This is a genomic window from Peribacillus sp. N1 (genome assembly GCF_054600815.1).
Genome location: NZ_BAAHZO010000001.1, coordinates 1166432 through 1187425, shown reverse-complemented (window position 1 = coordinate 1187425; position 20994 = coordinate 1166432). Strand labels below are relative to the sequence as shown.

At 39.6% G+C, this 20994-nt stretch carries 20 protein-coding genes and 3 pseudogenes; 15 read left to right on the top strand and 8 right to left on the bottom strand.

From position 1 onward, the window contains the following. Positions 1 to 704: 704 nt before the first annotated feature. The 3 genes from ACYP5M_RS05620 to ACYP5M_RS05610 all read right to left on the bottom strand — a co-directional run bounded on the left by ACYP5M_RS05620 (position 705) and on the right by ACYP5M_RS05610 (position 3199). Positions 705 to 1526, bottom strand: a complete 822-nt coding sequence (locus ACYP5M_RS05620) for an STAS domain-containing protein (protein WP_459734765.1) — start codon at positions 1524 to 1526, stop codon at positions 705 to 707. Between the two features lie 1170 nt (positions 1527 to 2696). Then, positions 2697 to 2996 (bottom strand): spore coat protein, encoded by a 300-nt coding sequence (locus ACYP5M_RS05615; protein ID WP_095394806.1) that lies wholly within the window; start codon positions 2994 to 2996, stop codon positions 2697 to 2699. After that, positions 2996 to 3199 (bottom strand): hypothetical protein, encoded by a 204-nt coding sequence (locus tag ACYP5M_RS05610; protein WP_098371985.1) that lies wholly within the window; start codon positions 3197 to 3199, stop codon positions 2996 to 2998. Before ACYP5M_RS05610 ends, ACYP5M_RS05615 begins: the two co-directional genes overlap by 1 nt. Positions 3200 to 3386: 187 nt before the next feature. On the opposite strand from ACYP5M_RS05610, the gene ACYP5M_RS05605 reads away from it, so the two are divergent. The 3 genes from ACYP5M_RS05605 to ACYP5M_RS05595 are packed head-to-tail and all read left to right on the top strand — an operon-like array spanning position 3387 to position 5129. Continuing rightward, positions 3387 to 3602: a spore coat protein gene (locus ACYP5M_RS05605; RefSeq protein WP_137020448.1), complete on the top strand. Its 216-nt coding sequence runs from the start codon at positions 3387 to 3389 to the stop codon at positions 3600 to 3602. Positions 3603 to 3614: 12 nt separating this feature from the next. Beyond that, positions 3615 to 3977: a spore coat protein gene (locus tag ACYP5M_RS05600; protein ID WP_434167130.1), complete on the top strand. Its 363-nt coding sequence runs from the start codon at positions 3615 to 3617 to the stop codon at positions 3975 to 3977. Positions 3978 to 3992: 15 nt separating this feature from the next. After that, positions 3993 to 5129, top strand: coding sequence for a zinc-dependent alcohol dehydrogenase (locus tag ACYP5M_RS05595; protein WP_434167129.1), 1137 nt, complete (start codon positions 3993 to 3995; stop codon positions 5127 to 5129). A gap of 468 nt (positions 5130 to 5597) precedes the next feature. Here the strand turns inward: ACYP5M_RS05595 and ACYP5M_RS05590 are convergent, their stop codons facing one another. Together ACYP5M_RS05590 and ACYP5M_RS05585 are read right to left on the bottom strand one after the other, a co-directional pair. Further along, positions 5598 to 5822: a topoisomerase C-terminal repeat-containing protein gene (locus ACYP5M_RS05590; protein ID WP_434167128.1), complete on the bottom strand. Its 225-nt coding sequence runs from the start codon at positions 5820 to 5822 to the stop codon at positions 5598 to 5600. Positions 5823 to 5895: 73 nt separating this feature from the next. Beyond that, positions 5896 to 6561: a GntR family transcriptional regulator gene (locus ACYP5M_RS05585; protein ID WP_434167127.1), complete on the bottom strand. Its 666-nt coding sequence runs from the start codon at positions 6559 to 6561 to the stop codon at positions 5896 to 5898. Positions 6562 to 7146: 585 nt separating this feature from the next. Here ACYP5M_RS05585 and ACYP5M_RS05580 point away from each other — a divergent pair. From ACYP5M_RS05580 to ACYP5M_RS05555, 6 genes are all read left to right on the top strand, one after another. Then, positions 7147 to 8589, top strand: a complete 1443-nt coding sequence (locus ACYP5M_RS05580) for an aldehyde dehydrogenase family protein (protein ID WP_434167126.1) — start codon at positions 7147 to 7149, stop codon at positions 8587 to 8589. Positions 8590 to 8607: 18 nt separating this feature from the next. After that, complete coding sequence (locus ACYP5M_RS05575; RefSeq protein ID WP_434167124.1) at positions 8608 to 9813, top strand: hydroxyacid-oxoacid transhydrogenase; 1206 nt, start codon at positions 8608 to 8610, stop codon at positions 9811 to 9813. Positions 9814 to 9929: 116 nt separating this feature from the next. Beyond that, positions 9930 to 11174, top strand: a complete 1245-nt coding sequence (locus tag ACYP5M_RS05570) for an iron-containing alcohol dehydrogenase (RefSeq protein WP_434167123.1) — start codon at positions 9930 to 9932, stop codon at positions 11172 to 11174. 132 nt (positions 11175 to 11306) lie between these two features. Continuing rightward, positions 11307 to 12602 (top strand): MFS transporter, encoded by a 1296-nt coding sequence (locus ACYP5M_RS05565; protein WP_328167686.1) that lies wholly within the window; start codon positions 11307 to 11309, stop codon positions 12600 to 12602. A gap of 57 nt (positions 12603 to 12659) precedes the next feature. Continuing rightward, the gene (locus ACYP5M_RS05560) at positions 12660 to 14123 is read left to right on the top strand and encodes an NAD-dependent succinate-semialdehyde dehydrogenase (protein WP_459734764.1); all 1464 of its coding nucleotides are present in this window, start codon (positions 12660 to 12662) and stop codon (positions 14121 to 14123) included. 280 nt (positions 14124 to 14403) lie between these two features. Beyond that, positions 14404 to 14562, top strand: coding sequence for an IS3 family transposase (locus ACYP5M_RS05555; protein WP_434167122.1), 159 nt, complete (start codon positions 14404 to 14406; stop codon positions 14560 to 14562). Positions 14563 to 14731: 169 nt separating this feature from the next. Here ACYP5M_RS05555 and ACYP5M_RS05550 read toward each other — a convergent pair whose 3' ends face one another. The 3 genes from ACYP5M_RS05550 to hxlA all read right to left on the bottom strand — a co-directional run bounded on the left by ACYP5M_RS05550 (position 14732) and on the right by hxlA (position 16784). Beyond that, positions 14732 to 15448, bottom strand: a complete 717-nt coding sequence (locus tag ACYP5M_RS05550; protein ID WP_434167121.1) for a 3-ketoacyl-ACP reductase — start codon at positions 15446 to 15448, stop codon at positions 14732 to 14734. 137 nt (positions 15449 to 15585) lie between these two features. Beyond that, the gene (hxlB, locus tag ACYP5M_RS05545; RefSeq protein ID WP_230162645.1) at positions 15586 to 16143 is read right to left on the bottom strand and encodes a 6-phospho-3-hexuloisomerase; all 558 of its coding nucleotides are present in this window, start codon (positions 16141 to 16143) and stop codon (positions 15586 to 15588) included. 8 nt (positions 16144 to 16151) lie between these two features. Continuing rightward, entirely contained in the window at positions 16152 to 16784 is a 633-nt protein-coding gene (hxlA, locus tag ACYP5M_RS05540) for a 3-hexulose-6-phosphate synthase (protein WP_434167120.1), read from the bottom strand. 208 nt (positions 16785 to 16992) lie between these two features. On the opposite strand from hxlA, the gene ACYP5M_RS05535 reads away from it, so the two are divergent. The 6 genes and pseudogenes from ACYP5M_RS05535 to ACYP5M_RS05510 all read left to right on the top strand — a co-directional run. Beyond that, on the top strand, positions 16993 to 17358 hold the full coding sequence (locus tag ACYP5M_RS05535; RefSeq protein WP_095394856.1) for a winged helix-turn-helix transcriptional regulator: 366 nt from the start codon (positions 16993 to 16995) through the stop codon (positions 17356 to 17358). 427 nt (positions 17359 to 17785) lie between these two features. Continuing rightward, the gene (locus ACYP5M_RS05530; protein ID WP_434169682.1) at positions 17786 to 17980 is read left to right on the top strand and encodes a LysR substrate-binding domain-containing protein; all 195 of its coding nucleotides are present in this window, start codon (positions 17786 to 17788) and stop codon (positions 17978 to 17980) included. A gap of 577 nt (positions 17981 to 18557) precedes the next feature. Continuing rightward, the gene (locus ACYP5M_RS05525) at positions 18558 to 19655 is read left to right on the top strand and encodes an L-dopachrome tautomerase-related protein (RefSeq protein ID WP_459734763.1); all 1098 of its coding nucleotides are present in this window, start codon (positions 18558 to 18560) and stop codon (positions 19653 to 19655) included. 253 nt (positions 19656 to 19908) lie between these two features. After that, positions 19909 to 20261, top strand: a pseudogene (locus ACYP5M_RS05520) (VOC family protein). A 188-nt stretch (positions 20262 to 20449) separates the two neighbouring features. Beyond that, positions 20450 to 20614: pseudogene (locus tag ACYP5M_RS05515) on the top strand (SPFH domain-containing protein); the annotation flags it as partial. Positions 20615 to 20625: 11 nt separating this feature from the next. Further along, positions 20626 to 20769, top strand: a pseudogene (locus tag ACYP5M_RS05510) (iron chelate uptake ABC transporter family permease subunit); the annotation flags it as partial. Between the last annotated feature and the right edge of the window lie 225 nt (positions 20770 to 20994).

Here is a 20994-nt window from a genome sequence, read left to right as displayed (position 1 = left end):
TTGAACTAACGAGGCTTTAATTCAATAAGAAAGGTTGCTGAGGTAGTCTTTTTATTATGGCACTAAAGGAGCAGGTTTGTTACAAGTGTAGTGTATTCGTACTGTATAGCTACATCGAATAACAATACTTTTAATCATTAGTATGTTATAGTTAATTAGAGTTAAAATTAGAATTATATGGGGCACCTCCAGACTTCTCTTAGTCATCTTCCCTCTGTAATAAAAGGGAGACTAAAACGATATGTCCTTAGAACACATTAAAACAATGTTAGAAACCTTAAAACAGTATACTAACTGTGAAATAACATTAACTTTCAAAAACAATAATGGTAGATCGTTATTGTCTGTATGCTATGACAATAATTGTTATGAACTAACACATTTGGATACACAAATTATCGAAACCTGTGACGATATAGAATCTACTATCTCAGCTATTGATAAAGTTATGCAAGATAGTTCTAAAAAAACCTCTAATTAATAGAGGTTTTTTTGTTTCACAGTTTGTTTTGTCAGCTCTTTCTTTATGCTACTAAACCGGGCATTTTTTAGTTGAAGATGAAAATGAATACTAAATACCCTCACTATAGTTTTTATACCGAGATGTAACTGCGGGGCAGGAACAAATATTTAGACAGTTGGTCAGAATATAGCCAATTAAAAAAAGAGTCGGCAAAGCAACCAACCTCTAAGATTCTCCGTGTTTAACTTAATAAGTATTTATTCAATGCTTGTTGTAAAGTTCCCAATGTTTGTGCTTTTTCATGTAATCTTATTCCTACGTTTATCATTTTTCTAACCACTTCAGCTCTTAACCCGGTAATCACAGTGGTACATCCCATTAATGAAGTGCCGTCAATAATCTTCATTAAATGATCAATTACTTCAGGCTCCATTTCCATAATTCCAGATAAGTCCATAATCAATGTTTGAATACGTAATTTTCCAATCTCTATTAAAACTTTTTCCTCGAGAATATTCGTTCGGTAAAGATCAACCGCACCAATTAAAGGTAAAATACATATAGTGGGTGTTATTGGTATTATTGGTACCGAAAGATTTTCAACCAATTCTTTTTGAGCCATTATCAATGAATCTTTGTATTGAGAATAGGTGATAAAAAAAACATTTAAAAACCTGTCTACTTGATTATTTACCTGTTTTTCTACCGAAAAAAATTCTTCAGTTAAAGCCTTATTCGTTACCTCATTATATTCTTGTAGGAACTTCCACAAGGTTCTTCGAATGGCTTGCACCCACTCTAATTTGAAAGATAATGGTATTGCGTGTGTCGCCCAAGCTATACCTTCTTGCTTAGCAAATGATTGAAGTTCTTGTTCTTTACCCTCAATAATGTATTGAATCAGACTATGGGCATTATTTATCAGGTTAATATTACCGATCGTTAAAATTTCTTCGATTTTTTCTTTCACATTAGATGCTTCGTTTAATAATGAATCTTCAAAATCCGCTTTATTTTCTTGGATGAATTCCAGAAATTTATATGTATCGAGTGACCCCTTCATAATCTAATCCTCCTATTTTTTATATGCCAAAACTACTATTACCCGGTTCTTTTAATTACTAAACACGTTTACACCATAAGCTTCTAATTTAAAGGGAAAATGGATGTATTTTTGTTAATTAATATTGTGAAGATTTCCAATTAAATTATTGGGTCGTGCGTTAGCTGAAGATTGGAGTTTTCTTTAAGGCAACTATTTCTTATGCAACTATCGGTGCAGGTTAGTTCAAAAAAGGGGACTTTTACCTTTTTAGTTCGTATAAAAAAGTATCCGGAAATAAAGTGTCCTTTGGGGGTGAAAAGGTGGATTAAAGATTATTGGTAATTGGTATAGCTCTTTTACTTGTGTCGTACTTAGTAGCTGTGAAAAAGCAAACCTGGTTGTTAGCAGGATTTAATGAAAAGATGATAAAAAATAAGTCCTTATTAGGCACAGTAACAGGTGGAACTTTTTTCTACTGTTAGGATTGTTAGTAGTCGTCAATAGTTTTATTGACTATCCTTATGAATTAACGGTTTTTATCATTGCTATGTTGATTTTATTAACAATTGTGTACGTATTTATCAATAGAAGGTTACTTGATTAATCCACCCAAAGGTACTATAGCTTTAATGAGCTGTGACGATCACGATCAGCTCTTTTCTTATGGAACTAGCAGGTGCGTTAGTTCATTAAAAGATAAAAGGAGAGTACATATTATACATCGTTAATATGTGCTCTCCTTTATTTATTAGGGTTTTTATAATTAAGGTCTTGATAAGCTCCGCATTCCGTCTTTCGTAGAATATATATAATCAAATAAAATAGTGAAGGAAAAATTCCAGAAGAAAAAAAGGAATATGACAGCATAATTATTTATGACTACGAAGCGTATCCTGACATCGTTAGTGGTCGCTGTGACAATTGCGGTAAAGCTCGGTTTGAAAGTGCGGTTAAGAACTATGTATGTGTGGCATGAAGAAATCGATTTAAACATATTAAGAAAGAAGTAAAATTAGTAAAACACAACAGCTTATTATAGATTGGATCATCTACATTACTATTATAAGAACTTGCTATAATATACCACTAAAAAAAGCAATGTATCTCTAATTTGAGAAATTCATTGCTTTTTTTCTATTTGCCCGTACCTCTGTGTAATCTGTCTGTTTTCACATCCATGAGTTGACTTTATTGTTGCGGAAGGTTTAGGGCTGTATTTGCTGTATTTAAATCAACTTGTAATTGTTCACTTAAATCATGTGGATGATAGTAACCTTTTGAAATCATATAGTTACTTATCTCTCCGTGTCTTTCTACAGCTACACGAAGCTGTTCTCTTAAGGCTGCTTTCAATTCAGGTGTTTTTGTTTCCGTAATGGCAAATGCAATATTTCTAATTCCTGATTTTGCGGATATTAAGAAGTCCGTTGCAATAACCTGATCAGTCATTCCACCCATACCCGCCATATTTTGCAAAAAATTTGTCATTACTGTTCCCCTCGATTCGTCAGAATTTCCTGCAGTTTTTGAATATCTTGTGTACCAGTGCTCATGTCTTTTAATAGAATATTTTGTAGTTCTGTATCCTGCACTAAACTGCTCATTGTAGAGGACTTTGTTAGACAAAGACTCTTGAAAGTTAAAATTTCGTGCGCCTCTAAAGTCTCATGCAGACCTAAATTCTTCGTCATGATTTTTCACTCCTTTTCTTTGAGAATTCACCTACATATCTTTTGTAATACAAAAGTTTTTATACATCATCATTTGCAAAGGTAACGTGTATTTTGGGAAGTAAACTACCTATCTGTCAATAATCCGTATAGCTAACAGATGAACTGGGAAAGGTATTTTTGTTATATAGATTAGGGAGGTGAACGTATGGAAAATGAAAGCTTGGCATTTCATGAAACCATGGAAACGCATGAAATTTTAAATTTTAAAACAATAGGTTTAATGAGATCAAAATTAATGCAAGGAATCTGCTTTGACAATGACTTAAAAGCATTAATGGAAAAAGACGTACAACAATCTATAGCTGCTATAAACGAGCTAAAGGGATTTTATACACAAGCCCGAACAAACTATGAAAAATGAGGTGAAATTTAAATGGAAATGGATTTTTTAGATCCTCAAGGCGCTGAACATATGCCGGAAATGGCTGATTCCTCTTTCGCGCTAGATTTTCTACTCTCTATCAAAAGTGGGATTCATACTTATGGTATTGCATTATCTGAAACAGCGAATCCCGCATTGAGAAAAGCATTGTACCAGCAAATGGAGCAATCTATTGACTTACATGGTGAGTTATCCGATTTAATGATCAGGAAGGGCTGGCTTTATCCGAACGATGTAGGTAAACAGGTGGAGTTAGATTTGAAATCAGCCGATATGGCGGTTAGTATCGCTGAGATGAATCTTTTCCCGAATGATACTGACAGACTCGGCATGTTCGCAACGCCGAATAAATAAAGGAGGAAAAGCATCATGAAAGCCGTAACTTACCAGGGCAATAAAAATGTACAGGTTAAAGAAGTTAATGACCCTAACATCAAAAATTCGGATGATATTATTGTAAAAATCACTACTTCAGCGATTTGCGGCTCCGATTTGCACTTAATTCATCAATTAATTCCCAATATGCCTACAGATTATGTGATTGGTCATGAGCCGATGGGGGTTGTTGAGGAAGTTGGACCAGGGGTAACTAAGTTAAAGAAGGGAGACCGGGTCATTATCCCCTTTAACGTTAGCTGCGGGAGCTGCTGGTATTGCGACCACGACCTTACAAGTCAGTGCGATAATTCAAATCCTCATGGGGAAATGGGTGGTTTTTTTGGATACTCAGAAACAACTGGTGGGTATGCGGGCGGGCAAGCTGAATATATGCGTGTTCCTTATGGAAACTTTACCCCTTTCAAAATCCCAGAAGACTGCGAGGTAGAAGATGAAAAATTGGTGTTGCTCGCTGATGCAGCATCCACAGCATTCTGGAGTGTAGATCACGCAGGTGTTAAATCTGGCGATACGGTTATCGTTTTAGGCTGTGGCCCTGTAGGTCTACTTACTCAAAAATTCGCTTGGTTTAAAGGGGCGAAAAGAGTGATTGCAGTCGACCATCTCGATTATCGTTTAGAGCATGCAAAAAGGACGAATAAAGTCGAAACCGTAAATTTTGCCCAATATGAAAATGCTGGCGAATACCTTAAAGAAATCACTAAAGGTGGCGCAGATATCGTTATTGACTGTTCCGGGATGAGTGGCAAAATGACTCCGATGGAATATCTTGCATCGGGTCTTAAATTACATGGGGGAGCCATGGGAGGGATTGTAATTGCGTCCCAAGCCGTGCGTAAGGCGGGAACCATACAAATAACAGGCGTTTATGGCGGCCGTTATAATGGATTCCCCCTAGGAGATATTTTCCAAAGAAACGTGGATATTAAAACCGGACAGGCTCCTGTTATTCCTTATATGCCCTACCTTTATAAACTAATATCAGAAGGAAAAGTAGATCCTGGCGATGTTGTAACCCATGTACTTCCAATTGACCAAGCAAAGCATGGGTATGAAGTATTTGATACAAGGACAGATGGATGTATTAAAGTTGTCCTTAAGCCATAAAGATGGTTGTTTTCATTTGGGGTAAAATAGATTTTACAACTATGGATATGGACTATGAGTAAGAAGGGAAGATATCAAACCCTTTTTTTAACTTTTTGGATTAATTTTTACTTCTGGATGAAATACGAATAGAAGAAGATTTTAGAAAAGTGAACTTCCTGACTTAAAGAGCTACATTTACCTTATTCAAATTAAGCACCAGAAAAGACGATTTTGCCCAGGTTAAGGGAAAATCGTTTTTTTTTGTGCTCTAAGCTATCTTTTTTTCATTAAGTAAAACCCACGACCTACAAAAACTATAAAGAGCAAATTAGTTATAGCGTTTTTGTTATTTTTTACTTTTTTCGTTTGGATTTATCACATATACTTTTTCTTTTCTTTGGAGAACAATATCAGAAAAGATTATAGCAGTAAGTGAATTCATTCAGCGAATCATTCGGCATATACTCTTTCATAGTAAAATCCCTATCAATTGGATAGGGATTTTAGTTTGTTATTTTGATTTGGCAAATGTTTTTTTGCAAATTCAAATCCAATCGATCCATCATCTTTCAAAACAAGAGAAGCATCAAAAGGCTTCTTTTCTTTTGCCTTTGGTTTCATCCCTTTGATCACACTTGTTTTCTTCTTGGTGCATAAATCACTTTCTTTAATGCATTTGAGATGGGAATGTCTGTTTACATCCACTTGCATATTCCGGAAATTTGATCAAAGCGATTACGATGACTGATATCCGAAGAAGGTTATCCTCAATAGCTTCCAAGTATTAACTTTTTGTCCTCTCCAATAAACGATCTATGGAATCCTGTATGTGGCTGGAGATCGCAATCTCGGCTCTGTATACATCCCTTGTCCGGATGGCCTCAATGATTTCCATATGTTCCGATGGTGCGTCTTTTTGGTCGATCTCACCTTTGACATGATAAAACCGGCCTATATGAAGATGACAGTGCATGCCTTTATATGCTTCAAATAAAAACGGGTTTCCTCCAGCGTTCATGATGGCATGATGAAATTGTTGATCTAAATGAGTAAAATCTAGTATTTTTTTGTTGGAAGCACCTGTGTTTGTGGAAAACATTTCATCTGTAAGCGCGGCCATTTCTTCCGTCACTCTTACATTATTTAAGCGGATAATATTCCGGACCGCATGCGTCTCCAGTAATATCCGGGCCTCCAACATTTTCGCCATATTTTCAGTATCTAATATGTCACTGACCCGATACCCCTTATTTGGTTCTAAGATGACTAAGTTCTCAGAGTTCAGACGAGATAATGCTTCTCTGAGAGGTATGGCGCTAATGTTGATTTCCCGGGTTAAATGGCTGATATTGATTTTTTGTCCCGGCGATAAATCCCATTCAAAAATCTTTTCCTTTAATAAATTATAGACATATTCCGTTGTCTCCCCGCGTTCTTTTTCCTTTATCATCGAGATGCCCCTAACTTAAAAAAATTTCTATGAGAACGAGTGTTATTTCATATAGATGTAACAACTTAAATTATTACTGAAGTAGCTTTCTTCTTGTTGCCCCTATCAATAAGATAAGGCGAAACCATATTGATATCAAGAATAGAGAGTTATAAGGGGACCTATAGTTTGCTGGATAGCTACAAAAATATCCTCATTACTGATAATTATATATTATATTCGTAAGTTTTGTAAAAAATTATATATAAAATAATTCAAATTAACATGAATTAATTAATCTATCGATATTATTTAAATTCATAAATCCTTTATTAGTAAGGTTTTATTCAAAAAACAGAATATTTTTAATTTTAAATATTTACATAATCATATATTATGTGATATATTTTCGGAAATGATTACATACTATTTTTGAGCAGGATTCTATAAACAACAATTAAAGAGTATTGATGGGCAGGCAAAATCTTAAGTTTAAAATGGAAGCGCTTTATGCTTGCCGTTTTCTTGATTGGAATTTATTGAATTAGCAGAAATAACTGTGAAGTGAAAAAATGTGATCGTTATTTTTCAAAGGAGGAATCTTCAATGAGCACATCGCTAAGTAGAAAAAATGCATTTTATGGCCATTTCATAAATGGGCAATGGATATCCGATCAACATACAATCGCTGTTATGAACAAATATAACAAAGAAGAAATTGCTCAGATTGGCAGGGCATCCCGCGAAATTGTTTCTGAAGCGGTGACCAATGCATTGGAAACCTTTAATACGAGAAAGCTAGATTCCAATCAACGCTACGAGATTCTAATGCGTGCAGCGGGTATCTCTAAAGAGAGAAAAGAAGAGCTGGCGATGATTCTGGTTCAGGAAGTCGGTAAAGTATTGAAGGATGCAAGAGGGGAAATCGATAGAGGAATCCAAACGATGATAGCTTCAGCAGAAGAAGCAAAACGGATTGCCGGTACGGGCGTTCCTTTGGGGCAGTCTGGAAACGACAATAAGATGGCTTTCACCATCCGGGTTCCTGTTGGAGTTATTGGTGCGATCACCCCGTTTAACTTCCCGTTCAATCTCACCATCCACAAGGTGGCTCCTGCTTTGGCAGCGGGAAATACAATCGTGTTGAAGCCGGCTGAAATGACGCCGCTCATTACATGCAAGATAGCAGAAATCTTTTCCGAAGCTGGATTGCCCGCAGGTTTCCTGAATGTGGTCAACGGGTTTGGGCAGGAAACAGGTCAATACCTTTTGGAGGATGAGCGAATTGCGATGTTCACTTTTACAGGGAGTCCCGGCGTAGGCCGGCACATTAAGAGCAGTACGGGAATTCGTAAGGTTACTTTGGAATTAGGAAATAACTCCCCAAATATCATTCACAAGGATGTCCCTGATTTAGACAGAGCAGTTGAGCTCTGTGTCACGCGAGGGTATGTGAATGCCGGGCAAGCTTGCATCTCTGTGCAACGCATCTACGTTCATAGAGATATCTGCGATGTGTTTGTAGAAAAGGCAGTCAAGGTGGCACAGGGCTTGAAGGTTGGTAATCCGGAAGATTCTTCGACGGACATTGGTCCCATGATTTCCGAGAAAGAAGCCAGGCGTGCGGAAGAATGGATCCAGGAAGCTAGTCGTCTCGGGGCCAAAGTGGTATATGGAGGGAAAAGGCGGGATTCGATTCTAGAACCTACTATATTAATAGATGTGAAACCGGAAATGAAGGTAGTCTGCCAGGAAGTGTTCGCGCCGGTGATCAGCATCATTCCTTTCGATAACATCGAGGAGGCTTTCCGTCAGGCCAATGATACGAAGTTCGGCTTACAAGTTGGTTTATTTACATCCGATATCACTTTAGCGATGCGGGCATCACAGGAACTCCATTTTGGCGGTGTGATCATCAATGATGTTTCTACATTCCGTGCCGACATCATGCCGTATGGCGGCGTGAAGGACAGCGGAATTGGCAAAGAAGGACCGCATTATGCCGTGCAAGAGATGACAGACGAAAAACTTGTCGTCATCAATCTTTAAACTTGGGAGGTAAGGGATATGAGAAACACATGGGATTTTTATTCTACCGAAAGAATCGTATTTGGAAACGGGGCAATCGGGCAATTGGATTCAATCCTGCAAAGGTTAAAGGCGAAAAACATTTTGCTTGTTACTGACCCAGGGATTAAAAACGCTGGTATCGTGGACAGAATTTCATCGTTGTTGGAGCAAGCAAATTACGAAACAGTTATCTATGACCAGGTCGTACCGGAGCCGCCTGTTGATTCGGCGATGGACTGTTATAAGTTTGCTAAAACTCAAATGGATATTGATGCAGTAATTGGCCTTGGTGGAGGAAGCAGCATTGATATGGCGAAGATTGTCGCTTTGTTGGTCGCCCATGGCGGACATCCCCTGGACTATTATGGCGGGGAAAACCAGGTTCCTGGACCAATCGCCCCTCTTGTAGCGATTCCGACGACTGCTGGAACCGGTTCAGAAGTGACATCTGTAGCGGTGTTGACCGATGTGGAAAATAACCTGAAAGTTGGTATCTCGGATAATTACCTAAGACCAACCGTTGCTCTGCTTGATCCAGAATTAACGTTAGGGCTTCCCGCTTATGTAACAGCTTGTTCCGGAATTGATGCTTTATCACATGCGATAGAGGCATACACAGCCAAACCTTCTGCATATATCCAGGCAGAAGGAAGCATTTTATTCCAAGGTTCAATCCCCATAAGCGATGCACTCGCCTACAGAGCTATTGAATTGATTGCAAAAAACCTGCCGCTTGCGGTGCAGCAAGGGAGCAATCTCGAGGCACGTTCCAATATGCTAATGGGTAGCCTGCTTGCTGGAATGTCCTTTTCAAATGCAGGTACAGCAGCAGCCCATGCATTGGCTTACCCAATTGGAGGGCTTGTGAAGTCGCCGCATGGAGAGGTGACCGGGCTCTTGCTTCCATATGTCATGGAATATAATGCAGCTGTAGAAACAGAAAAAATGGTGAGGATTTCCCAGGCATTCAATGTGAACTCGGATGGCCTCTCCGATAAGGAAGCCGCTTTGGCTGCTTCAAAAGCTGTGCTTACCCTGCTTGGGGAAATTGGACTGCCTACAAAGCTGACGGAGATTGGGATCAAAGAAGAGGATATTCCCGAAATTGCTGAGAAAACCCTCCAAATCGATCGCCTGATTCGGAATAACCCAAGAATGCCAACCCAGCACAGTTTAGAAGAATTACTTAGAAAAGCTTTATAGATTGCTTGTAAAGGAACGGTGTCCCTGGAAGGTAAGCATCATAACCATTCATGATGGATCTGCAGACCGGGGCTGAAAGGATTTCACCATCTAATAGAATATTAATGGAGAGGAAGATGAAAATGTCTCTTATGCCTTTTACATATAGTATGCCGACACGGGTGGAGTGCGGTAACGGAATATCTGGAAAAACAGGGGAGCTAATTAGGGATTTAGGTGTATCGAGTGTGCTGATCGTAACAGATAAAGGGGTTAGAGGAGCAGGTCTCTTACAAGGCATTGAAAAATCCCTTGCTTCGGCAAACCTTTATTTTGAGATTTACGATGAGGTGGAGCCTAATCCATCAGCTCAAACAATCCAACAGGGGACAGTGTATCTTAAGCAACAAAAGATGGAGGCGGTTCTGGCTGTAGGCGGAGGAAGCAGCATTGACACTGCCAAGGGCATCGCGGCAATGGCTACTAATCCCGGCCATATCCTGGATTATGAAGGAGTTGGAAAGATTTCCAATCCCCCGCTCCCGATCGTAGCAATCCCGACTACGGCTGGAACTGGCAGTGAAGCTACTAATTCGACAGTGGTAACGAATAGGGAAACCTCTTTTAAATTAGGTGTACTTAGTTCACTTCTGTTTCCAAAGCTAGCTATATTGGATCCTGCCCTTACATTGAATTTGCCTCAAGAGATTACTGCAGCTACTGGTATGGATGCTCTGACTCATGCAATTGAATCTTACACCTCCAAATCTGCCAACCCTGTCAGCAAGGCTTTCGCGATGCAGGCCATTAAGATGATCGGTCAAAATTTAACACGATCGTACTTTGTGGGAACGGACATGGAAAGCAGGGAAAACATGCTTGTAGCCTCCTTGTTAGCTGGTGCAGCCTTTTCACAATCCCGACTGGGTAATGTACACGCCATTTCCCATACATTTGGAGGAGTCTTTAATATCCCGCATGGCATCGCAAATGCAGCACTATTGCCATTCGTCATGAGATTCAATCTTCCGGCATGTGAGGATCAGTATAGAGAAATTGCGATAGCTTTAGGTATGGATGTAAGCGGTTTATCCAATACACAAGCAGCCGAAAAAGCAATCGAAACTATCATCGAAATGAATCGGAGCATGAATATTCCTCTAAATATTAAAGAGCTTGGAGTCTCATTGGACGTTTTACCGAAATTAGTGGAAGATTCCATGCGAAGCGGTAACGTGGTCGTTAATCCAAGGCTGACGAAGGCATCGGATATCCAACTGATTATAGAGAAGGCTTATGAGGGGGACTTTGAAGGATTTAATAATGGTAATCGAAATGCAAGCAGTGCAAAAAATTCAGAAACAGCCATCGTGAATGTATAAAAACCATTCAATTTGAAAATCACCTGGAATTTAGGGGATTTCGAATCAGTTTCCCCTTTTTAACTTTTTTCGGACACATGAATTTCCCGCAGTATTTTTCTACCTGAATATAATTATCTAATGAGGTGACGTATGAAAAAGACCAATGGAAGATGGCTTGTAGTGGTACTCCTTTTCGTCGCAACAACAATCAATTATATGGATAGGGCAATTCTTGGCATTGCAGGACCCTCGATGATGAAGGATCTTTCGCTTTCGGCAGTAGAATTCGGGATATTGGGGTCAGCGTTCTTTTGGTCGTATGCCTTAATGCAGATCCCGGTCGGGGTAATCGTTGATAAATTGGGGGCACGCTTAACGTATTCGATTGCCATCGTTTGGTGGTCGCTCTGTACGGTGTTTACTGGAATGGGACGTTCGCTTGGCGGACTGATCGGTATCCGCGTTTTAATGGGAATCGGAGAGGCTCCAGCGTTTCCAACCAATACGCGCGTTATTTCAGACTGGCTGCCGTCACACGAACGGGGCATTGCAAACGGGATATTTAATTCTGGTACAGCTATCGGGATTGGCATAACGACACCCGTTTTAGCATGGATTATCCAGACTTGGGGATGGCAAGCATCCTTTGTGGTAATTGGATCCATCGGTTTTGTATGGCTGGCATTCTGGTTATTCTTTTTCAAAAACCATCCAGAGCAAAGTAAGATTGCAAACGAGGCCGAAGTAGCCTATATCAAAGAGGAGCAAACTCAAACCGAAAAAGCGACGACACTAAACATCTCACCATTTAAATTCTTTAAATTCAGAAGTGTTTACCCTATGTTATACGGCTTGTTTGCCCATAACTATCTTACGTATTTAATGATGACTTGGCTTCCCACTTATCTTGTAGTCGAAAGGCAAATGACTCTATTAAAAGCCGGGTTTTTTACGATGCTACCTTGGATCATGTCCTTTCTGGGAAATATTTTAGGAGGCGTGTTGTCGGATTTCTTAATTAAAAGAGGCTGGAATTCCATCAAAGCAAGAAAAACTGTTTTAACCATCGGCATGCTTTTTCCATTAGCCATAATACCGACTATCTATACAGACAGTGCCATAATGGCACTTACGTATATTTCCATAGCAATCGGCGGTGAAGGATTGGCTGCGGGCATTCTCTGGGCCACTGTTTCGGATGTTGCTCCAAAGGGTGCGGAAGGAAAGCTTGCAGGGCTGCAAAACTTCGTGGGGAACCTTGCTGGCTGGATAGCTCCAGTCGCAACAGGGATCTTAATAGCGAAGTTCAATAATTTCAATATAGCCCTGATCATACCTGTAGTCATTTGCCTTATTGCTGCTGTGGGGTATACCTTCGTTCTTAAAAATGAAAGGATTTCCATTAACACGGACATTGACGGGGGAACTAAAGTTTCAGGACTCTAATCTTTTTGTGTATATAATGAAGCGTTTGCAAATTCAAAGAAAAAAGGAGATATATTCATGCTGAAAACTAGTGGATTAGTCAATTTATCTGAACTGAAAATGTATGTGAACGGTGAATGGACTGCAGCACTTAACGGAGAAACTTTACCAGTAACAAATCCATCAACAGGGAAAGTGGTTGCAAGGATTCCAAATGGAGGACGCCAAGAAACGCATGCGGCCATTGCAGCTGCTGAGGAAGCGTTTAAAACCTGGTCAAAACTGACGGCACAGGAACGCAGTAAATATCTAAAGAAATTGCATGACCTTATGCATGAATATAAAGATGAATTAGCAGAAATCATGAGTATGGAAATGGGCAAGCCCTTAACGGAAGCCCGGGGTGAAGTGGATTTTGCTGCAAGCTACCTGGAATGGTTTGCTGAAGAAGGACGCCGGATTTATGGGGAAACGATCCCTGCTTCTGCTGCAAATAAAAGGCTATCGGTGATTCGCCAGCCGATTGGAGTGGTCGCTTCCATTACCCCTTGGAATTTCCCGTTGGCCATGATGACGCGGAAAGTAGGACCTGCCATGGCCGCTGGATGTACAGTCATTGTCAAGCCTGCAAAACAATCTCCAATTAGTGCGTTAGCGTTTGGTAAATTGGTAGAAATGGCGGGAGTGCCTGCTGGAGTGGTCAGTATCGTGACAGGGAGTGCCGGACCTATCTCGGATGAAATTTTTGAAAACCCGGTAGTAAGGAAAATATCTTTTACCGGATCTACTAAAGTAGGCAAATTGCTGGTTACCAAGTCAGCCCCGCAGCTCAAGAGACTTTCCCTTGAGCTTGGAGGACACGCGCCGTTCATCGTCTTTGAGGATGCTGATTTGGAAGCCGCAGCAGCTGGTGCCGTTGCAAGCAAGTTCAGGAACACCGGACAAACGTGCGTATGCGCAAATCGAATTTACGTCCACCGTTCTGTCATCAATAAATTCTCTGCACTTTTTGTTGAAAAGGTACAAGCTCTAAAAGTTGGAAATAGCATCGATCCAACCGTTGAAGTCGGGCCTCTTGTCAGCAGTGATGGCCTGGAAAAGGTAGAGGAACATGTACAAGATGCCTTGGAAAAAGGTGCCAGCCTTCTTTGTGGCGGACAAAGAGTTGAAGGGGAATTGGCTGATGGATTATTCTATGAACCGACCGTTCTAGGTGGAGTGAACAAGGATATGCTCATCACATACCAGGAAACATTTGGACCGGTCGCGCCAATCATTCCGTTTGATACAGAAGAAGAGGTGATCGAGCTTGCCAACAATACAGAGTACGGGCTGGCCGCTTATTTTTACACACAGAATATAAGCAGGGGAGTCAGGGTATCCGAAGCTCTGGAGTTTGGCATCATTGGCTACAACGACGCCATTCCCACCGTTGCACAAGCCCCATTTGGCGGCATGAAAGAAAGCGGCATGGGGAGGGAAGGCGGCCATCAAGGCCTTGAAGAATATTTAGAAGAAAAATATATATCGATGGGTTTTTAAAATAGGGCAAGAAAAGGCTTAAGGTGAAGTAGAATCCTTAAGCCTTTCCTTATTTACCTCATAAAAAGACTTAATTCAACACACGCTCCCCATTGATTAACAAACCTCAGTTACAGAACCTATGGCCAGGTTGCTTTACATCCTAAGACAAATATAAAATATCCTGAATTTTTGAATTGGTAACATGCAAATTCGCTTAATTGTGACAAAGGAAGGTGCAAAGATGAATGTTTCAGATATAAAATTGACAAGTTTACCGAAGAGTTTATAGATAAAGGTAATGTTAGAAAAGACTTTGTGGAAATATATGAACTCCTTCGGTACCTCTGAAGAGGTTCGAGGTGCTGTAAGTATGTATATTCGATTCTATAACCATCATCGCTTCCAGAAAAAATTAAACAACCTGAGTCCATATCAATATAGAACTCAGGTTGCTTAATTGGTCTTTTTTATTTCTGTCTATTTGACTGGGGTCACTCCACAATACAGGGATTATCTTCTTTAGGCTGCCTAATCCCTTTTTTAAAAATTTCCTTTACAAAGGGTACACTTTACAACAAGCCTACTTCTTAACCAATATAGACAAGAAGAGACGATCGCTTCTCAAATTAAGGATTAGTTGACCATAATCCTGAAGTCTTTACTAGGACTCTTGGATGAAGCTTTAACCCGGCTACAAGCAGCTCTGCTAAATCCTCTGATTGCATAACATTTTCAGGATTTCCACTAATAAGATTGGTTTCAATGGCCAAATCAGTTGCAACTGTACTTGGTGTTAAAGCCGTTACACGGATATTATGCTTTCTTACCTCTAGCATGAGTGATTCCGTTAGGCCTAAAACAGCAAATTTAGAAGCGCTGTAAGCACTTGTAACAGGTGCTCCTTTTTGGCCCGCAGTTGAGGAGATATTCACAATATCTCCTGATTTTCTTTCAATCATATCAGGTAAAACGGCTCTTGTTACATTATATACACCCATCAAGTTTACTCGGATGATGTTTTCCCATTCTTCAGGAGTTAAATCAAGAAAACCGCCAAATTTAGCTATACCTGCATTGTTGATTAAAATATCAATCGAACCTAGGTCTGATTTGATGTGTTCAACAGCTTGATGAACTGCTTCAAGATCGGCTACATCTGCTGTTGCTGCTGAAACGTTCACATCATATTGCTCTAGTTCCGCGGTTACCTTTTCAAGATTTGACATCGTTAATCCAATCAATCCTAAATGAACTCCTTCTTTTGCTAAAGCAATCGAAGTAGCACGCCCGATTCCTCTGCCTGCCCCAGTAATTAAAGCAGTTTTTCCTTTTAATGAAATCATGCTATCATTCCTTTTTAAAAAATTTTAGAATAATTGTTAATAATAACAAAATAATGTTTTAAAGACTAACCAAAAGACCGCAAAGTTTCTTTAGTATGTCTGCGGTCTTTTGGTTATTACATTCTTAGGACTATGTTTTATTCAAGATTGGCATGTCTGCCATACATATTATTGGTATCTAATCCCTTTTTCTCCATGAATCTCAAGATGACGGCATCATAAAAAAGTAAAAGGGTCTGCTCAAATAGTGAGCCCATTGGTTGGATGGTTTTATAATCGCCCTCTGATTGGTCTTTCGGGGATCCAGGCAATTTAATGGTGATATCTGCTAACTGTCCAATAGTGGAATCAGGGAATATCGTGACAGTTGCAATTTTACCACCAATGCTTTTTGCTTTTTCAGCCATGGAGACTAAGCTTTTCGTTTCCCCGGATCCGGATCCGATGATTAAGATATCCTCTTTTTCAAAGTTGGGAGTTACAGTTTCACCGATTACATAAGAATCAATTCCCATATGCATCATCCGCATGGCGAAGGATTTGGCCATGAATCCTGATCTGCCTGCACCGGCTACAAAAACTTTCTTTGATTCAAGAATCCCATTAACCAGTTTTTCAGCTTCTTCGTTAGCTATTAAGTCTACTGAACGATTTAGCTCTTTTATGATTTCAGCTAAATATTGAGAAGTCTGCATGATGGATATTAGCCTTGTTTTACTAATTTTTGTATTTGGGCAGCTGTCCCTTTAATATCAGCTTGTCCAGTGATACCTCCACCAACAATGACAAGGTCAGGTTGTGCTTTAATGACTTCCGGAAGTGTATCTAATTTTATGCCGCCTGCTACAGCAGTTTTTGCATTTTTTACAACACGTTTAATGGTTTGAAGGTCCTCAAAAGAATTTTTTCCAACAGCTTGAAGATCGTAGCCAGTGTGCACACAGATGTAGTCGACGCCAAATGTATCCACTTCTTTAGCACGAGTTTCAAGGTCTTTCACAGCGATCATATCAACAAGGATTTTTTTTCCTTGTTTTCTAGCTTCTTCAACAGCCCCTTTGATGGACATATCTTCAGCTGCACCAAGAATCGTGATGATATCAGCGCCAGCTTCAGATGCTTTCATCACTTCATAACCGGCTGCATCCATAATTTTTAGGTCGGCTAATACTTTCAAAGAAGGGAAAGCTTCTTTCATTTCTTTAACAGCCCTAAGCCCTTCATTAATAACCACAGGTGTACCGATTTCTACGATATCAACATATTCCTCCACTTGTTTAACCAATTCAATACCTTCTTGAATGTTTACTAAATCCAGTGCCAATTGTAATTCCATTTATCCTTCACTCCTAATAGTATGTTTTAGTTTGTTGCACAGTAAGTATGTCCCTCTGGCACTCAATCATTGCACCGCAAGAAATTCATATCGACTGTACAATGTATCGTATACTAAGTATAATATTTTTGTAAGTACGCACTTTAATTTTACATAGTGTTAAAAAGTATACTATGTGATTTAGGATTTATATTTGGAGGTGGTTTGAATGACAAGGCTACAGAATAAAACATTCAATTGTGAGAAGGAATTGACCCTTTCTGTTATTGGGGGGAAATGGAAGATGCTTGTTTTATGGCACCTAGGCAAGCAGGGGACCAAGCGTTTTGGTGAACTGAAGGCTCTTATGCCGGGCATCACTCAAAGAATGCTCGTTAACCAGCTTCGAGAGCTGGAAGAAGATCTTATTGTTCATCGCGAAGTCTATCCAATTGTACCTCCCAAAGTGGAATACTCTCTGACAGAACAAGGAGAAAGCCTGATGCCGATTCTTGATTCGATGTATAATTGGGGTAAAAATTATATGGAGAATAATGTTGGGGACCAAGTAAAAAGAAAAGAGGATATCAAGTAGAAAAACTATCCCTTCTTCCTTATTCAAAGATGTTTTCTCCTTTTTCTTTACCTTGATATGGTCAAGTATCAAATTAAGGTAGAGAAAAGCACAACATTTAATAATCAGTTATTAAAAGCCAAGGTTAGCGATTTTTGTATAGTCGCTGACCTTGGCTTTTTCACATGCACCCGGCATGGGTGCAAATCTCTAGCCAGGGTGGTGTACGGTTAGCTTAATGAAGGAGTGTCTACTCAGAGGGGAAAACCTTTTCGTTTCTAGGAATATTATACAAAGACCTAGTAATTGGTATACTTTATTACACTATGTAATTTTACTGATACTATTTAATTATAAAGTGCGTACTTACAGGGGTACCACCAGCAAAACGCGAATTTACAACGTTAAGGAAATACCAATATTAAAAAGCCCAATTTCTCAGCATTAAATTGAGAAATTTGGTCTCGTTTCATCGGGGTTTGGTGCAACGATCTTACCGCTCTCGTTATTATCCCTCCATTCATTGGGAGGATTGAGAGTCATTCAGCTAAAGGATCAGACCTTAATATCTGAACCCAAAGTAATTTGGAGGAAGAATAGTTATTTATCAAAAGCAGCAAATGAATTTTTAAAACTTTTTTAGACACCAAAATTATTTACTCAAAAGTAAAAGACTTCAACGTTGGAAAATGGCAAATAAAATGAAACAGGTATTAGTTTTGACTGTGGTAAAGTAGATCTTTAAATGAAAAATAAAATATATCATGGTTTTATAACCTCATTTAGATTCGTTACGAGGAACCGTATCATAAGTAAATGAGGTTCTTAAATAATCTATATTAAATGAATATCCGCCCACTTTATAGGCTTCTAAAAATTCTTACTTATGCTCAGGATGAAAAAGTTACACTAAACTTAAAAATACTCCCCTTTAAAGGAGACAGATTTATTTTCTAACCAGGCTGCTGGACGGGAGCAAATCATAATAGTTTTTATGTTAGTTCTAAAATTGACTGCAAACGTAAATTCAGATGCTCTCATTCCCCGTCTTTGAAGAGCCAGTGGAAGTTTGAATCACTTTATCGAAACTCCCATGTTTCTCCTGGACAAATAAACCCACAGCATCCATCACGATAGAAAAATTTATCAAGAACCAGGCACTACAAAAAATTTTCATCATATATAGGTGATATCCGTTCGGATTTGATGAGGAGGATATCATGCAACCTATGTTACCTATGGAAAAATATTTTGGGCAGTTTGAACTGGTGCATGCTTTTTATGGGGCTATGCCTACAGGTGTCAGCGTTTCCGAAACCGGTCGTATTTTTGTATGCTTTCCGAAATGGGGAGACGACGTTCAATTTACTGTGGCGGAAATTGTTGAGGGTGAATTGCAGCCTTATCCCAGTGTAGAAACCAATTTAGTTAATACTGGGAATATTACGATGTCTTTCGTCAGTGTCCAAAGTATCGTTGCTGATGGAAGAGGAACACTTTGGGTACTAGATACAGGGGCACCAAATTTTTCTGAACCTATTCAAGGGGGAGCAAAATTAGTTGCTGTTGATTTAAGCACGAATACAATAAGGAGAGTATATATCTTTACAGAAGATGTTGTCTTGCCAACAACTTATCTGAATGATGTCCGTTTGGATTTTCGGGTTGGAAGAGCAGGCTATGCATATATAACGGATTCTTCTTCCAGAGGGCCAGGGGCTATTATCGTCGTAGATTTAGAAAATGGGAACGCGTTTAGACGGTTAAATGGGGCAATATCAACTTCACCTGATCCCTATTTTTTACCGAAAGTAGAAGGTGAAATTTTGATGAATCGAAACCCGGACGGCTCGACTTTCCCATTTAGATTGGCTTCCGATAGTTTAGCGATTTCTACTGAAGGAAAGGTTTTATTTTATGCTCCGCTAACCAGCCGTCAGCTGTTCGCGATTTCAACAGAAGCTCTAAGAGACAGAAGGATACAGGACCTGAATTTATCCCAATATGTGCTGTATTGGGGGGAAAAAGGTGCGTCTGATGGAATGATCACCGGCGCAAAAGGAACCGTTTATGCGGGAGACTATGAAAACAATAGTATCCGGAAGATATTGCCGAATGGCGCAATGGAAACCATCGCACATGACCCGAGAATTTTATGGCCGGATACTTTTTCGATTGGCCCCGATCAATACTTATATGTCATTGTGAATCAATTACATCGGCAGGCGAGATTTCATTATGGAAGAGACCTGCGGGAAAAACCATATAGTTTACTTCGTATGAGAATTGATGAATTCCCTGCTCCTACCTTTTCATAGTAATCGTAAACGAAGGTAGCTATCCCCCATCAGGGAGCTGCCTTTTTTGTCAGATATTCCCGCACTGTCCTATGATAAAGAAGTGACTTAACTCAAATTGAAAAGCCTGCTTCATCTTAGACTTAAAAAAATAAATAAACACCATAGGCATGAAGCTACATAAGAATCAACTTACGGAAAGAGGAAAAATTTTGAACAAAACTAGGAGGTAATCAAGGGAAGATTAGTTCACCTCGAAATTCATGTGGATGACATGGAACGGGCAAAGAATTTTAAGGTGAGGTATTTGGATGGTCATTTCAAGATTGGAGTGATTTCGCAGGAATGCCTTACTTGGGAGCATGACTGGCGATGAGAATGAACCTGGGAAATGGTGCTTTGATGCAGCGTCAAAGTCCTCCGCCGGAAGCTGGCCAAGCTCTTAATGGGGATGCTTGTACAATGGGTGTCGATAATTATTACGAAGCGGAAGCCAAAATTCTTGAGAATGGCGGCAAGGTCGCATTGCCCAAATATGCACTGCCTGGAATGGCGTGGCAAGGATACTATATTGATACCGAAGGGAATATATTCGGAATTCATCAAGCTGATGAGAATGCAAAATAGGATCCATGTTTGGTGAATAAAGATTGATCGGGAACCACCCTTTTGTTTCCTACGCGGGGTGGTTTTCTTTGCTGAGAAAGAGATATGAGATTGCCTGGAAACAATCCCTTTCAACACTTCTTTTAGAAATTCCACGATAATCACCCCAAATTCCAGAATGGAGACAAGAGAAACTTCTAACCACCAAATGGAGGGTAGCCTCGCAGGATCTAGATAAAATGGGACTCATTATAGTATCGTTCACGATTAAAGATGTTCGGGATAAAAATGGATATCTTGAATCGCTCGGAAAGCCAGGGATTGCCCAGGTGAAAAGGAATGCCGATATAGCTACCGCCGAGGCAGAAAAGAAACGCGAATCAAGGTAGCGATTCTGATCCGCGCCTGGCTGCTGCTTCTGGCAGATACCATCGAAAGAAACATCCTTGAACCCGAAGGCATACCTGCGGGAATTATGATCGCTTTAATAGGGGCTCCTTATTTTATGTATTTGTTGATGAAGAGGTAGGAGGAAAAGCACAATCTTTGTAAAAGCTGAAGATGTCTTCAGCTTTTTTGTTTGCCTTATCATCTTCAAATCTCTGGCGCAGGGCAGATTGGAACATAATATAAGCCCGAACTGCGAAATATAAGGATACATGCCCTTACACGAATCCTACTTAAGCATGATTGACTTGGTTTTTTCATTTGATATAGTTTTAGGATGCTAAAGTGAGAAGATAAGATCAGACAA